Annotated in this window: 13 protein-coding genes; 5 read left to right on the top strand and 8 right to left on the bottom strand. The window is 67.4% G+C overall.

What is annotated here, in order from left to right:
- Positions 1-272 precede the first annotated feature (272 nt).
- The 4 genes from GWK18_RS08265 to GWK18_RS08250 are packed head-to-tail and all read right to left on the bottom strand — an operon-like array spanning position 273 to position 3,706.
- Complete coding sequence (locus tag GWK18_RS08265; protein WP_123825858.1) at positions 273-1,238, bottom strand: ABC transporter substrate-binding protein; 966 nt, start codon at positions 1,236-1,238, stop codon at positions 273-275.
- 10 nt (positions 1,239-1,248) lie between these two features.
- Positions 1,249-1,926 carry an ABC transporter permease gene (locus GWK18_RS08260; RefSeq protein WP_123825856.1) on the bottom strand — a complete coding sequence of 226 codons (678 nt, stop codon included), beginning with the start codon at positions 1,924-1,926 and terminating at the stop codon, positions 1,249-1,251.
- Positions 1,923-2,603 carry an ABC transporter permease gene (locus GWK18_RS08255; RefSeq protein WP_123825854.1) on the bottom strand — a complete coding sequence of 227 codons (681 nt, stop codon included), beginning with the start codon at positions 2,601-2,603 and terminating at the stop codon, positions 1,923-1,925. Before GWK18_RS08255 ends, GWK18_RS08260 begins: the two co-directional genes overlap by 4 nt.
- Positions 2,600-3,706, bottom strand: a complete 1,107-nt coding sequence (locus GWK18_RS08250) for an ATP-binding cassette domain-containing protein (RefSeq protein WP_123825852.1) — start codon at positions 3,704-3,706, stop codon at positions 2,600-2,602. Before GWK18_RS08250 ends, GWK18_RS08255 begins: the two co-directional genes overlap by 4 nt.
- A 135-nt stretch (positions 3,707-3,841) precedes the next feature.
- Between GWK18_RS08250 and GWK18_RS08245 the strand changes: the two genes are divergently transcribed.
- Complete coding sequence (locus GWK18_RS08245) at positions 3,842-4,903, top strand: DUF808 domain-containing protein (RefSeq protein WP_123825850.1); 1,062 nt, start codon at positions 3,842-3,844, stop codon at positions 4,901-4,903.
- 87 nt (positions 4,904-4,990) lie between these two features.
- Here the strand turns inward: GWK18_RS08245 and GWK18_RS08240 are convergent, their stop codons facing one another.
- Both GWK18_RS08240 and GWK18_RS08235 read right to left on the bottom strand, forming a co-directional pair.
- Positions 4,991-6,838 carry an ABC transporter ATP-binding protein gene (locus tag GWK18_RS08240; RefSeq protein WP_245193059.1) on the bottom strand — a complete coding sequence of 616 codons (1,848 nt, stop codon included), beginning with the start codon at positions 6,836-6,838 and terminating at the stop codon, positions 4,991-4,993.
- A 99-nt stretch (positions 6,839-6,937) separates the two neighbouring features.
- Complete coding sequence (locus GWK18_RS08235) at positions 6,938-7,417, bottom strand: MarR family transcriptional regulator (RefSeq protein WP_123825848.1); 480 nt, start codon at positions 7,415-7,417, stop codon at positions 6,938-6,940.
- Between the two features lie 197 nt (positions 7,418-7,614).
- On the opposite strand from GWK18_RS08235, the gene GWK18_RS08230 reads away from it, so the two are divergent.
- On the top strand, positions 7,615-8,331 hold the full coding sequence (locus GWK18_RS08230; protein WP_123825846.1) for a hypothetical protein: 717 nt from the start codon (positions 7,615-7,617) through the stop codon (positions 8,329-8,331).
- A gap of 6 nt (positions 8,332-8,337) precedes the next feature.
- Here the strand turns inward: GWK18_RS08230 and GWK18_RS08225 are convergent, their stop codons facing one another.
- Together GWK18_RS08225 and GWK18_RS08220 are read right to left on the bottom strand one after the other, a co-directional pair.
- Entirely contained in the window at positions 8,338-9,015 is a 678-nt protein-coding gene (locus tag GWK18_RS08225) for an MOSC domain-containing protein (RefSeq protein ID WP_166834519.1), read from the bottom strand.
- A 13-nt stretch (positions 9,016-9,028) separates the two neighbouring features.
- Positions 9,029-9,550: a hypothetical protein gene (locus tag GWK18_RS08220; protein WP_166834517.1), complete on the bottom strand. Its 522-nt coding sequence runs from the start codon at positions 9,548-9,550 to the stop codon at positions 9,029-9,031.
- Positions 9,551-9,655: 105 nt separating this feature from the next.
- On the opposite strand from GWK18_RS08220, the gene GWK18_RS08215 reads away from it, so the two are divergent.
- From GWK18_RS08215 to GWK18_RS08205, 3 genes are all read left to right on the top strand, one after another.
- A complete protein-coding gene (locus GWK18_RS08215) occupies positions 9,656-10,528 on the top strand; it encodes an NAD-dependent deacylase (RefSeq protein WP_166834515.1) in 873 nt (290 codons plus the stop codon).
- Positions 10,529-10,645: 117 nt separating this feature from the next.
- Positions 10,646-11,473, top strand: coding sequence for an aldo/keto reductase (locus GWK18_RS08210; RefSeq protein WP_123825838.1), 828 nt, complete (start codon positions 10,646-10,648; stop codon positions 11,471-11,473).
- A gap of 331 nt (positions 11,474-11,804) precedes the next feature.
- The gene (locus GWK18_RS08205) at positions 11,805-13,976 is read left to right on the top strand and encodes an MMPL family transporter (protein ID WP_166834513.1); all 2,172 of its coding nucleotides are present in this window, start codon (positions 11,805-11,807) and stop codon (positions 13,974-13,976) included.
- Positions 13,977-14,068 lie beyond the last annotated feature (92 nt).

Raw genomic sequence — 14,068 nt, 5'->3', positions numbered from 1 at the left:
GCCCCCATGCGTACCGGACTCAGGATCGCCATTGACTCCGAGGTCGAGTGATGTCGGCTGCAGCACAAGGTTCCGCTGGATCGGGTGGTGCACGCCGCGGTCGGTTCTGCCGCCATCTTAGTGACGAGTCCTACTTTTTGCAGACCCCTGCCTCGTCCACAAGTATCCACATCCTCTCCACAGAGTTGTCCACAACCTGTGGATGGGTCCCGGTCAGGGCGTGCTCGGGGGTAACCGGACGCATCGGCCGGTACACACTCAACAGGACACGCTCAAGCGGCGTCGTACCCGTTCTCCTCCAGCCACTTCTGCGCGGCCTGCTGCGGGCTCACGGCTCCGTCGCCCGAGACCGCCTGGTTGAGTTCGATCAGATCCTCGGTGGTCAACTTCGAGGACAGTTCGTTGAGTGCGTCCTCGCTTCCCTCGGGCAGTCGGTCCTCGGCGGCCAACGGGATGACCTGCTGGGCGATGAAGTTGTTCTCGGGGTCCTCCAGAACCACCAGGTTCTGTTCCTCGATGGCGGGAGTGGTCGTGAAGATGTTCGCCACATCCGCGTCCCCCCGCGTCAGGGTGTCCACCGTCAGGCTGCCTCCGCCGTCGTTGATGGGCTCGAAGGACTCGGGCACGCAGTTGTACTTGGACTCGAGCCCCGGCAGGCCGTAGGCGCGTTCCTGGAACTCGGGCGGGCCCGCGATCACGAGTTCACCGCACACGGAAGCCATGTCCGAGATGCTGGTCAGCGAATACTCGTCCGCGGTGTCCTGCGTGACCACCATGGCGTCCTTGTTCTCTGCCTCGGAGGGCTCGAGAACCGTCAGGCCCTCGGGCAGCGCGTCGGGCAGTTCCGCCATGATCTCGTCCGCGGAGGCTGCCTTGGATTCGGAGTCCACGTACAACAGGAGGTTGCCCGTGTAGTCGGGGACCAAGTCGATCGACCCGTCCTCGACCGCGCTCACATAGGCCTCACGGGCGCCGATTCCCGGTTCGGTGGTGGCCTCCACGCCCGCGTCCCGCAGGACACCGGCGTACAGTTCGGCGATGATCTGCGATTCGGGGAAGTCCGCCGAGCCGACGGTCACCGCACCGTCGTCGGACCCGGCGCTCTGGTCGTCCTCCGCCAACGGGTCGGAGGAACCGCAGGCGCTCAACACGAGCACTCCGGCAACAGCCGCGGGTAGCAGGGCGCGCCGCGAGAACCGGGGTGCACGGGGGCCGGGGGTGGGTGACGTCGTCGTCATGATTTCTCCATCATTTTTCGGTGGGGGAGGTACGAATACCCGGTGAGCTCACGGCGCGTTGGAGGGCGGCGAGCACGGCGTCGGCGGCCAGGGCGAGAACGGCGACCAGGAGCACCGATCCCAGCATGCGGGAATAGTCGCGGACCGCCAACCCGTCGATCAGGTACCGGCCCAGTCCGCCCAGATTGATGTAGGCGGCCACGGTGGCGGTCGCGATGACCTGCAGGGCGGCGTTACGGATCCCGCCCATGGCCACGGGCAGCGCCAAAGGAACCTCCACGTGCCCGAGCACCTGACCGGGGGTCATGCCCTGGGCCTTGGCGGCATCCTTGACGGCGGGGTCGACTTCGGCGACACCCGCGTATGTGGCGGTGAGGATCGGCGGGACGGCCAGGATCACCAGGGCCAGCAGCGGAGGGACCAACCCCAGACCCATGAGCAACGAGAACAAGGTCAGCAGACCCAGTGTCGGCAGGGCCCGCAGGGCACCAGAGACGCCGATGACGACGCCGGCCCCGCGCCCCGTGTGCCCCACCAGCAGGCCCAGGGGCACCGCGACCAGAACGGCCACGAGCATGACGACTCCCGAGTACGCCACGTGCTCCAACATGCGCGCGGGGATGGCTCCCGTGCCGGTCCAGTTGGTGGGGTCCGTGAGCCATTGCCACATTCCGCTCAAGAGGTTCATGCCGCACCCCCCGTCGCGGCCAAACGCGTACGGGTGTCGACCCTACCGGGGCGCTGCCAGCGAGTCAGGAACAGACCGGCCAACCGGAGGACCTGGTCCAGGAGCACCGCCAGGACGACGGTGACGACCACGCCCACCAGGATCTCCTCCGCGATGCTGCGTCGGAGCCCGTCGGTGAACAGCGTTCCCAACGACTGGACGCCGATCACGGCACCCACGGAGACCATGGAGATGTTGGCCACCAGCGCAGTGCGCACGCCCGCGAGCATGACGGGTACCGCCAGTGGCAGCTCGACCGCCCAGAACCGCTGGGTGCGGGTGTACCCCATGGCCGTGGCCGCCTGCAGCACGGCGGGGTCCACGGATTCGAAGGCATCCGTGCAGGAGCGCACCAGGATGGCGATCACGTACACGGTCAGCGCCACGATCACGTTGGTGATCGAGGTGATCCGGGTCCCCAGGATCACCGGCAGCACCACGAACAGGGTGAGCGAAGGAATCGTGTAGAGCAGCGCCGCGCCGTTGATGGTCACGGGGCGCAGCCACCGGGAACCCGAAGCCATGCGGGCCAGCGGGACGGAGATCAACAGGCCCAGGACCACGGGAAGGACCGACTGGAACAGATGGGTCCCGGTCAGACGCAGGAGCAGGTCCAGGTTCTCCGGAAGCCAGGTCATTGCCGTGACTCCCGCACCTTGTCGATGGCCTCCAGAACGTCCTGGGGCCGCAGAACGCCGAGCAACCGCCCGTCGTCGTCGACCGCCACGGCCAATCCCGACGGCGACGAGAGAGCCGCGTCGAGCGCCGAACGGAGCGAACCGCCCGGGTGGTGCAAGGAGCCACCCACGCGATGGGCCTGGTCCGTGATCTCTGCGGACTGCGTGCTGGTGACCCAGCCGACGGGCTGCCCGGCGGAGTTCACCTCCAGCACCCAGTCGGTCACGCCCGCTGGTCCGCCGACTTCCGCCGTGTGGCCCTGTCCGTCAACGGTCAGGACGCCGGACAGGGGGATGTCGTGCGTGTCGAAGGACAGCGCCCGGAAGCCACGGTCCCGGCCCACGAAGTCGGAGACGAACTGGTCCGCGGGTTCGCGCAGGATCTTCTCGGGGGACGCGTACTGCGCCAACCGCCCACCCCGCGCAAAGACCGCCACCCGGTCGCCCAGCAGAACGGCCTCGTCCATGTCATGGGTCACGAAGACGATGGTCTTGTTGAGGCGCTGCTTGAGATCGAGCAGTTCACGCTGCAGGTCCGCGCGAACCACGGGGTCCACCGCGGAGAACGGTTCGTCCATGAGCAGGACGGGCGGATCCGCGGCGAGCGCGCGCGCCACGCCCACGCGCTGCTGCTGTCCACCCGAGAGCTGAGAGGGATACCTACCCCCCAGCCCACGGTCGAGCCCGATGGTCTCCAACAGTTCCTCCGCCCGCTCCCGTGCGGCGCGTTTGGACTGGCCCAGGAGCCGGGGCACGGTCGAAATGTTCTCCACCACCGTGCGGTGCGGCAGCAGCCCCGAGGCCTGCATGACGTAACCCATGGAGCGCCGTAGCTGCGCTTCCGGAACGGTCGAAACGTCCTGTCCGTTGACCTCCACAGTGCCGGCCGTCGGCTCCACCATGCGATTGATCATGCGCAGGGAGGTCGTCTTGCCGCAGCCCGACGGGCCCACGAAAACTGTCAACGACCCTTCCGGAACGTCCAGGGTGAGATCGTCGACGGCGGTGGTGCCGTCCGGGTAGGTCTTCCGCACTTCTCGGAAGCTGATGGCGTGATTGCCCATGGCAGGTTTTCCTGACCTCGAGTGACCGCACCAGACTATGTCACGCGTCCGACATCATCAGGCGACTTAACAATTCGAGGTCACAGAGGGCCTTACGCTTGACCCCATGAGCATGTTCGAACGGGTGAGCACCCGATGAGCGGCGGTCTGATCGCCCTTCTCGACGACGTCGCAGCACTGGCGCGAGCCTCAGCGGCCTCCATCGACGACATCGGCGCGGCCGCGGGGCGGGCCAGCGCGAAGGCGGCCGGCGTCGTCGTGGACGACACGGCCGTGACCCCGCAGTACGTCCAGGACGTGGATCCACAGCGTGAGTTGCCCATCATCTGGCGGATCGCCAAGGGCTCGCTGTTCAACAAACTCGTCATCATCCTCCCGATCGCCCTGCTGCTGAGCCAGTTCGCGCCGTGGGCGCTCACGCCCATCCTCATGCTGGGTGGCACCTACCTGTGCTTCGAAGGCGCCGAGAAGATCTGGGGCGCGATCTCCGGGCACGACAGCCACATCGAATCCGTCGTCGAAACTCACGAGGGCCAGAATGAGAGCAAGGGCGACGGCGAGGACGGCGGCAAGTCTCCCGAGGACAAGATGGTCTCCGGCGCGATTCGCACGGACCTGATCCTCTCCGCGGAGATCATGGTGATTTCCTTGAACGAGGTCGCCAGTGAGGCCTTCTTCAATCGCCTTCTCATCCTGATCGTGGTGGCCATCGCCATCACCGCTCTGGTCTACGGCGCGGTGGCGGCCCTGATCCGCATGGACGACGTCGGACTCAAGTTGGCCGGCAAGGACTCCGCCGGTGCCCAGAAGTTCGGGCGTCTGCTGGTCGCGGCCATGCCCAAGATCCTGCAGGTGATCTCCGTGGTGGGCACCGTCGCCATGCTGTGGGTCGGCGGGCACATCATCCTGGTCGGCCTCGATGAACTCGGCTGGCACCCGCTCTACGAATTCGTCCACCACGCGGAGGAAGCCGCCGCCCATGCGGTTCCGTTCCTCTCCGGGGCGGTGGCCTGGGTGGTCAACACCTTCTTCTCCGCCGTCCTGGGCCTGATCTGGGGCGCCGTGGTGGTTCTGGTCATCACCGCGATCAAGGCCATGACCGGTCGCAAGGAGGGTCAGATGTCCACCCGTCACCCGGGGTCCACCGCCACGGGGCGGCACGAGGCGGTTCCCGCCGACCACGACCCACGGCACTGACCCCCGGCCCGACGCCGGTCCCCACCGAGACCTCCGTTACAGCCCACAATCGACACGGATTTGGGCCGTGACGGAGGTCTCGGCGTATCACTCCTGTTCGGCGAACTGGGTTTCGTAGAGCTCCGCGTAGCGCCCTCCCGCTGCGAGCAGATCCGCGTGGGGTCCGCGCTCGACCACGCGGCCGCCTTCGATCACCAGGATCTCGTCCGCCTTGCGCACCGTGGAGAGCCGGTGTGCGATGACCAAGGCGGTCCGCCCCGTCATGGCCTCGTCCAACGCGGCTTGCACGTGCGCCTCGTTCGTCGAGTCCAGAGCGGAGGTGGCCTCGTCCAGGATCACGACGCGCGGGGCGGCCAGCAGCAGGCGGGCAATGGTCAGCCGTTGGCGTTCGCCCCCTGAGAGCCGGTAGCCACGCTCACCGATCACGGTGTCCAGCCCGTCCGGCAGCTCGCGCACCACGTGGTCCATGCGCGCCCGCCGCAGAGCGGACCACATGTCGTTGTCGGTGGCACCGGGCCTGACCAGAGCCATGTTCGCCCGGATGGATTCGTGGAACAGGTGCCCATCCTGCGTGACCATCCCAACGGTGCGCCGGATCTGTTCGAAGGACGTGTCCCGAAGATCCACGCCACCCAACCGCACGGCGCCGTCGGAGACGTCGTAGAGCCTGGGAACCAGGGAGGCGATGGTCGACTTCCCCGCACCCGATGACCCGACCAGGGCGACGGTCTGACCTGGCTCGATCGTGAAGTCGACGCCGTGGAGGACCTCCTCACTGGTCCGCGCATCGAGCACGGACACGTCCTCGAGGGAGGCCAGGGACACCTGCTCCGCCGACGGGTAGGTGAAGGCGACGTCGTCGAACGCGAGCGAAACCGCGCCCTGCGGAATGGCGCGCGGATCCACTGGTTCGGTCAGCAGCGGCTTGAGGTCCAGGACCTCGAAGACCCGCTCGAAACTCACCAATGCGCTCATGATGTCCAACCGGGCGTTGGCCAGCATGGTGAGCGGTGTATAGAGCTGGCTGAGCAGCATGGCCAGGGTGACCACCTGCCCGGCGTCGAGATTGCCCAGGATGGCCTGCACGCCACCCACGCCGTAGACCAAGGCCAGCGCCAAGGCAGAGACCAGGGTCAGGGCGGTCACGAACGTGGCCTGCAGCATGGCCACGCGCACGCCGATCCCCTTGACCCGACCTGCTCGGGACGCGAACTCTCGGGACTCCGCGTGCGGATCACCGAAGAGTTTGACCAGCGTGGCCCCACCGGCGGAGAAGCGTTCCGTCATCTGGGTGGACATGTCCGCGTTGTACTGCGCCGCCTCCCGTTGGAGGTCCGCCAACCGCCCACCCACGAGTCGCGCGGGGACCAGGAAGATCGGCAGCAGCAGCAGGGAGAGCAGCGTGACCTGCCAGGAGATCGTGAGCATGACCCCGATGGTCAGAGCCACGGAGACCAGGTTGGACACCACCCCGGAGAGGGTGTTGGAGAAGGCCCGCTGCGCCCCGATCACGTCGTTGTTCAACCGGGACACCAACGCACCGGTTCGCGTCCGGGTGAAGAAGGCGATGGGTAGGGTCTGGACGTGGTTGTAGACGGCCGTCCGGAGATCCAGGATCAGACCCTCCCCGATGGTCGAGGACAACCACCGGTTCAGCACGCCGAGCCCCGCCGTGGCGATGGCCACGACCGCGATCAGGATCGCCAACCGCACCACGAGGTCCACCGGCCCACCACCGGTGATGGCGTTGACGACGTCTCCGGCCAGGACGGGCGTCACCACGCCCAGGCCTGACACGGCTATGGACACCAGCAGGAACAGCAGCAGCATCCGCCGGTGCGGGGCAGCGAAACGGAAGATGCGGCCCACCGTCTCCCGGGACACGCGACTGCCCTTGAACTGCTGGCTCCGGGCAGTGCTGTGCAGCAGAGCCATCGGCGAATTTTGCATACTCACGCGCACACTCTAGGACCGGTTCCACCGCCAGAATTGCGGTTTCGCCGAGGGCCCGGGTGACGCCGGTCTCAGCCGCGCTCAGGCCTGGGAGGCTTCGACCTTCCCCTGGTCCGAAGCACCGGCGAGCGTCTGGCAGATGGTCGCGAGCTGGCGGACCTGCTGGGCGCTCAGCTTGTCGAAGACAGCGTTCCGGACGTGTGCCACATGCCCCGGGGCAGCGGCTTCCACGCGCTCCATTCCGCGGTCGGTGAGCGTGGCGACGACGACCCGCTTGTCACCGCCGTCGCCGTAGCGTTCGACCAGGTTCTGGGCCTCCAGGCGAGTGACGATGCGTGACAGCCTGGACTGCGCGGTGTAGGTCGCGGCCGCCAGGTCGGACATCCGACGACGCCGGTCGGGCGCCTCCGAGAGGATCGCCAGGACGAGGTACTCGGCGAAGCTCAGTCCGGAGTCCTCGACGAGTTGACGCTCGATGGTGCCGGGCGTCTTGAACATGACTGAAACAAGGGCCAACCAGGCCTCACGCTCGTCCGAGCTCAGCCACTGGGTATCTGACATGACGATTATCATAGTGCTTAATATCTGCGTTGGACGCATCAACAAGTGCCGGGTAGCTACATGTGCCCACAATTATCAGCTGCCTGCCTAGTAGCCGCCTGTCAGGGCCGCGTCTGCAGGGGCTCCGGCGTGATTCCGGCCTCATCATGCACCACCCGGAGCCTTCGGCGTGTTGCGGTTCTGCCAGAATGTGCGCCATGGACGATCTCGGAACCTGGCCCGCCCCCCTGTCTGCGCGCGGCAGCACTCCCGAACGCGAGTTCGACCGCCAGGTCATGGACGAACTCCGGTCGGACCCGGAAGCGCTGAAGGCCATCGGCGGCGTCAAAGGCAACGTCCTGATCCTCCTGGTGCCGATCCTGGCCGCAGCCGTGCTCGCCTTGGCCTGGTTGCAGTGGCGCGCCTCGGGTTCGGCCTGGTGGCTGGCGGTCATCGCCGTCGTGATCGTGGTTGCCGCCCTGGTGTGGATCTCTCGGGTCAAGGCCGTCATGTCGCAGGCTCACCAGGTGCTGGGTGATCACCTTTCCGGCTCGGTCGGTTACGGCGTGGGTGTCATCCGTGAGGTCGAGCTGCTCGGCACCGAAGGCTCCGATCCTGAGGTTCCCGACGACGCCGCGGATCACGCCACGGTCGCGGATGCCGAAGAATCCGGACATCCCGAGGAATCCGGGGGCCAGGACGACTTCTCGAGCGTCGGGGCCCGGCTCACCTTGGCCGTCTCCCCCGTTCAGGGCGTGGCTTTCACGGCGAAGACCGTGCAGCGCTACGCCACGTTGGACGCGATGCGCCTGGCGGCCGGCCAGCACGGTCCGGTGCGCTACCTGCGCCGGAGCCCGGAGACCACCACCGCCGTCGAAACCCGGCTGGAGCCCGAGGCCGTACAGAAGATCTACCGGGGCGCGGCCCTCAACTGACCGCTCTCAGCGGGATCGCCCGGCTGCCTTCTCCGCTTTCGCTCGCAATTCCGGAAGCAGGTAGGGCCCCAGGTCCGACAGTTGGGGCAGCAGTGCGCGCTCTGTGGTCCCGGCGCGGAAGGCCTGGCTCACGGTGATGCCGTGGTCCGGACGTGACTCCACCACGATCTCGGCCCCGGCACTGACGGCCCCGGGCTCGAGGACCATCAGATACGCACCGGTCCGTCCCCGTTGTGCGAAGGTCTTGACCCATCCGGGCTCCCCCATGACACCGGCGAAGGTCGCGCACGGCGTACGGCCACCGGTCACCTGGAGCCGCAGGTTACCGATGCGCCAGATCTCCCCCAGGACGGCGGCATCGACGTCGTAACCGGAGGTGGTCAGGTTCTCCCCGAACAATCCGGGTGGGATCTCGCGATTGAGCTCCGTGGCCCAGTGATCGAGTTCCTCCCGTGCAAAAGCGTAGACGGCCTGATGGTCTCCACCGTGATGCTTGTCGTCTCCGATGTAGTCCCCGACGAATCCCGATCCCGCCCCGTCACCGCGCAGACCGGGGGCACGAACGTTGACCGGCCCCGCGACGGAGGCCTTGTGGATCCCGGTGTCGACCCGACCGGGCACCGGATTCGAGCGCTGCCGGCCGACGTTCACGCTCAGGACGGTGCCCACCGCGGATTCGCTCATGCGTCGGCCAGCGTCAGAAGCGCTTGGTGATCTTCGGTTCGCCGACGGCGGCGGTGTCCCCGGTGACACTCGACGTCGATGCCGATGCCGAGGGGGAGGTGGGGGTGGAGGACGAAACCGAGGTCGAGGTCGATCCGGTCCGCACCGGGGAATCCGAGCCGGAGTCCTTGGACGCACGTGCGTCCGATGCCGACTTCGACGAGGCTGCGGAGTCCGCCGCGGGCCCTGAAATCCGTCCGGTCCGCGCGGCGGAGTCCCGCAGCGCGGACCGTGCGTCCTTGGCCCGGTCCTCGGAGGGGTTGGAGCGCACGGTCGTTGTCGTGAACCTGGCCTTGCGGTCGTTGGTCGTCCGACTCGACTCCATGGGCACGTCGATCTGCACGACGGCGACGGCAATCACGTTGAGCGCCAGGCCGGCCAGGCCGACGATCCAGGCGAGAATCACCCAGCCGATGCTCGCGCACAACAGCGCGAGGAACAGCAGGGCCAACGAGGTCACCAGTGCGGGGGTCAGGCGCCGGAAGTCAAACTTCATGCATCCATTCCACCACACGACCCCCTGCACCAACCCTCGGCAGGACCGACGGAGGTCCGGAATCGGCCGACCGGATTTCCGAGGGAGCACCGCTACGGTGGAGTCATGTCCGACGACGTTTCCACCTCCCCGGACCATCCCGGACCACCGAGCCACGCCGTCTCGAGCACACAAGACCTGGCCGAGCTCGCCGCCCGCCTGAACTCGCAACTCGACGCCTTCGACCCCGCCGTCCTGGATCTGGCCCGAACAGCACGCCGCGTGGCGGTGCTCTCCGGGGCGGGAGTCTCGGCGGAGTCCGGCGTGCCGACCTTCCGCACCCCCGAGACCGGGCTGTGGTCCCGCTACTCGCCCCAGGAACTGGCCACTCCGGAAGCGTGGGAGGACGACCCCGCCGTTGTCTGGTCCTGGTACGTCCAGCGAGCCCGCATGGTGCGTGGAGTGCAGCCCAACGCCGGACACCGTGCCCTTGCGCGCTGGGCGCAGGACGTTGAGCTCACGATCAGCACGCAGAACGTGGACGACCTCCACGAGCGAGCCGGTTCTCGGGTGCTTTCGCACCTGCACGGATCGCTCTTCGAATTCCGCTGCGAGTCCTGCGAGCGCCCGGCCGACCGCTGGCAGATCGGGGAACTGCGCCTGGACGCTCCTGTCGACACGGACCCACAGCCCCTTGAGCCTCCCGAGTGCCTCGAGTGCGACGCGCGGATCAGGCCGGGGGTCGTGTGGTTCGGGGAGGCCCTGCCGTGGGATGCGTTCGAGGCCGCGGAACAGTCCATGACGGAAGCCGATCTCGTCCTGGTCATCGGCACCTCCGGGATCGTCCAACCCGCGGCTTCCCTGCCACTGGCGGCGCTGGGTCTGGGTGTTCCGGTGGTCGAAATCAATCCGGAGGCCACCGAGTTCTCCGCGTACGCGGACTACACCGTCCGCCTGCCGTCGGGGACGGCCTTGCCCCTCATGACGGCCAAGCTGTGAACGTCCGGAAGCGGGCCGCCGAGTTGTGCAAGGTGTCCGTGCGCGGTTGACTGGACAGGTTGACTGCACCGAGGTCAAGACTCTGCGGCCTGACCCGTCGCGCGATTGGAGCACCGAATGAGCACGTCCCCCACGCTGGTTCTCAACGACGACCACCGCATCCCCCAGCTCGGTTTCGGCACCTGGCAGGTCGAGCCCGACGTTGCCGAAGCCTCCGTGGCCACGGCCCTGGAAACGGGATACCGGCACATCGACACCGCAGCGATCTACGGCAACGAGGAGGGCGTCGGCCGCGCGATCGCCGCATCCGGTGTTCCCCGTGAGGAGATCTTCCTGACCACCAAACTGTGGAACACGGACCAGGGCTACGACTCGGCGCTTGCCGCCTTCGACCAGTCCCTGGAACGCCTGGGAACGGACTACGTGGACCTCTACCTGATCCACTGGCCGTGCCCCGAGAACGGCCTGTACCGCGACAGCTGGGAAGCATTCCGGAGTCTGCGTGAGAGCGGCCGTGCCCGGTCGATCGGTGTCTCCAACTTCCCGGCCCCGCTGCTCGAAGAACTCGTGGGGACGGGCACGGTGCCCGCGGTGAACCAGATCGAACTGCACCCGTACTTCCCCCAGGTCGAACTGCGGGCAGCCAACGCCTCCCACGGTGTGCTCACGGAAGCCTGGTCCCCCCTGGGGCAGGGAGGTGAGGTGCTCACGGACCCCGTGGTCACGCAGATCGCCGAGGAGGTCGGGGCCACCCCGGCGCAGACCGTCCTGGCCTGGCACCTGGCCATCGGCAACATCGTCTTCCCCAAGTCGGTGACCCCCGATCGGATCCGGGAGAACTGGGGTGCCCTGGACATCGTGCTGGATGAGGAACAGCTCGAGCGCCTGACCGGACTGGGGCGGGAGAACGGCCGTCTGGGGCCGAACCCGATGGAGCTCAACTGAACCCGGCACCTGAAGCGGCGTGAGCCGCCGCAGCCATTTACTACGAAACGTGAACTACACGTAGTGTGAGGGCGAGGCCTGTGACGGGCCTCGCCCTTTCCGCATTCGCGTCGTTCTCACCGCGGTCTTCATCGCGGTCCTCACCGCAGTTCTCACCGCATCGGAGTCAGCCTTGGCGCCTGAACCCTCTTCCTCACCGCGTTCCACGGACCACGAGCCCCCTTGGAGCGCCGCCGGGTCCGTCGGCCCTGAGGACGTTGCCACTGAGCCGAGCGCCGACAGGCCCACCACCGGCGAGGGGCGCCGCGCTCGAGGCCCCCGTTGGGTCCGTGTGCTGCTGCCCGCCCTGGCGTTGGTCGCGTGGGTCCTGGTCATCGGGCTCGGCGGCCCGTTCTTCGGGCGGATCAGCGACGTCGTCGAGAACTCTCAGTCCACCTTCCTGCCGGAGACCGCGGAATCCACTCAGGTCTCCGAGCGGGCGGAAGATTTCGTGGCCGACCCGTACCTGCCCGGAATCGCCGTGGCCCAGCGCGACGGGGGCCTGACGGACGAGGACAAGCAGTGGGCACAGGAGCTCGGCGAAGGCCTCGTGGACAAGGGCTTGGCCGAGGAGGCCGGGTCCCCGCCCGTCGAGTCTGAGGACGGCGCGGCACTGCAGATCTTCGTCCCCATGAGCGAGACGACCTTCGACGAACAGGTCGCGGACCTGCGCGCTGAGATGTCAGACACCGCCCCGGAGGGTCTGAACACCTATGTGACCGGACCGGCGGGATTCGCCACCGAGCTGGCCGAGGGCTTCTCCGGGATCGACGGCGTGCTGCTCCTGGTGGCGCTTGCCGTGGTGTTCGTGATCCTGGTGATCGTCTACCGCTCCCCGTTCCTGCCGGTTCTGGTTCTGATCACCGCCATGGCGGCTTTGTGCGCGGCGATCATCGTGGTCTACCTGTTGGCTTCCGGCGGAGTGATCCAGATCGACGGGCAGGTGCAGGGCATCCTGTTCATCCTGGTGGTCGGTGCCGCGACGGACTACTGCCTGCTCTACACGGCCCGCTACCGGGAGGCCCTGCGGGAGCATCGCAGCAAGGGTGCGGCCACCCGTGCCGCCCTGCGGGGAACGATCGAACCCGTGCTGGCCTCCGGCGGAACGGTTATGGCCGGACTCCTGTGCCTCTTGTTCTCCGATCTCGGTTCCACCAAGGCGCTGGGGCCCGCAGCAGCAACCGGCATCGCCTTCTCCATGCTGGCGGCGCTCACGTTCCTGCCGGCCGTGCTCTACATCCTGGGTCGGGCAGCGTTCTGGCCGAGCCGCCCCAAGTACGATCCCGACCGCCCGGACGCGATTCGTGTGGTCGACCACGAGGGCCCGCAAGGGCTGCCGACGGTCACAGGGAAGGGTCTCTGGGCCGGCGTCGGGCGGTTCGTGGCCCGGCGCTTCCGCCCGGTGTGGATCGTGGCAACGGTCGCCCTGATGGCCATGGCGGTGTTCGCGCCCACTTTGCAGGCGTCGGGGCTCAAGCAGTCGGAGACGCTGCTGGGTGCTTCACCCGCCGCGGATGGTCAAGCCGCACTCTCCGCCCATTTCCCGGGCGGCACGGGTTCACCCATCACCGTGATCGCCCCCGAGGACACCCAGGACCGCGTGGCTCAAGCCGCCGAGGACCTGGACGTGACGGATTCCGTGTCCGTGACCGCCAACGATTCGCCGTCGGGGTCACTGCCGTTGGGCAAGGCCGCCGAGGAACAGGCTGCTCAGTTCCAGGGCGCTCCGGGTGGGGCCAATCCGTTCGAGGGCGTGGAACCCACGGTCTCCGACGGGGACGTGCAGATCCAGATCACCACGAATGTCGCGCCGGACTCGGATCAGGCGAATGCCGCGGTCGAGCAGCTGCGCAACGATTTGAAGGAGATCGACCCGTCGATCGTCGTCGGCGGTGAGACGGCCAGTGCCATGGACACCCAGACCGCCTCGATCCACGACCGCAACCTGATCATCCCCGTGATCTTGGTGGTGGTGACCCTGATCCTGATGCTGCTGCTGCGTTCGGTCCTGGCCCCGTTGCTGTTGATCGTCCTGACGGTGATCTCCTTCGCCTCGGCACTCGGGGTCTCGGCGCTGCTGTTCAACCACGTGTTCCACTTCCCGGGCTCGGACGCGTCCGTGCCGCTGTACGCCTTCGTGTTCCTGGTGGCGCTGGGGATCGACTACAACATCTTCCTCATGTCACGGGTCAGGGAGGAGTCCCTGGTCCACGGCACCCGGGCGGGCATCTTGCGTGGACTGGTCCTGACCGGCGGCGTCATCACCTCGGCGGGCGTGGTCCTGGCAGCCACCTTCGCGGCCCTGGCGGTCATTCCCATCGTGTTCATGGTGCAGTTGGCCTTCATCGTGGCCTTCGGGGTCCTGCTGGACTCGCTGCTGGTCAGGTCTCTGCTGGTACCGGCGCTGTCCTACGACCTCGGGCGGGTGATCTGGTGGCCCCTGCACAAGAAGATCGAACGGTGAGCGTCCCACCCGCGCCCGCGCCGATCTCACGGTGAGCCATGAAAAGGACCGGGGCCGCATCCTTCGAAGGATCCGGCCCCGGTCCTTTGGCA

The organism is Kocuria sp. JC486, from assembly GCF_011602805.1.
Taxonomy (GTDB): Bacteria; Actinomycetota; Actinomycetes; order Actinomycetales; family Micrococcaceae; genus Kocuria; species Kocuria soli.
Note: the sequence above shows the minus strand (reverse complement) of the source record. Positions and strands in the feature narration are given on the sequence as shown.

Bases quoted from the DNA above. Each gene is read 5' to 3' on its own strand.
- GWK18_RS08220 (WP_166834517.1), bottom strand. From the start codon at position 9,550: ATGAAGTTTGACTTCCGGCGCCTGACCCCCGCACTGGTGACCTCGTTG.
- GWK18_RS08245 (WP_123825850.1), top strand. From the start codon at position 3,842: ATGAGCGGCGGTCTGATCGCCCTTCTCGACGACGTCGCAGCACTGGCG.
- GWK18_RS08210 (WP_123825838.1), top strand. From the start codon at position 10,646: ATGAGCACGTCCCCCACGCTGGTTCTCAACGACGACCACCGCATCCCC.
- GWK18_RS08225 (WP_166834519.1), bottom strand. From the start codon at position 9,015: ATGAGCGAATCCGCGGTGGGCACCGTCCTGAGCGTGAACGTCGGCCGG.
- GWK18_RS08235 (WP_123825848.1), bottom strand. From the start codon at position 7,417: ATGTCAGATACCCAGTGGCTGAGCTCGGACGAGCGTGAGGCCTGGTTG.
- GWK18_RS08250 (WP_123825852.1), bottom strand. From the start codon at position 3,706: ATGGGCAATCACGCCATCAGCTTCCGAGAAGTGCGGAAGACCTACCCG.
- GWK18_RS08240 (WP_245193059.1), bottom strand. From the start codon at position 6,838: ATGGCTCTGCTGCACAGCACTGCCCGGAGCCAGCAGTTCAAGGGCAGT.
- GWK18_RS08265 (WP_123825858.1), bottom strand. From the start codon at position 1,238: ATGACGACGACGTCACCCACCCCCGGCCCCCGTGCACCCCGGTTCTCG.
- GWK18_RS08215 (WP_166834515.1), top strand. From the start codon at position 9,656: ATGTCCGACGACGTTTCCACCTCCCCGGACCATCCCGGACCACCGAGC.
- GWK18_RS08255 (WP_123825854.1), bottom strand. From the start codon at position 2,603: ATGACCTGGCTTCCGGAGAACCTGGACCTGCTCCTGCGTCTGACCGGG.
- GWK18_RS08230 (WP_123825846.1), top strand. From the start codon at position 7,615: ATGGACGATCTCGGAACCTGGCCCGCCCCCCTGTCTGCGCGCGGCAGC.
- GWK18_RS08260 (WP_123825856.1), bottom strand. From the start codon at position 1,926: ATGAACCTCTTGAGCGGAATGTGGCAATGGCTCACGGACCCCACCAAC.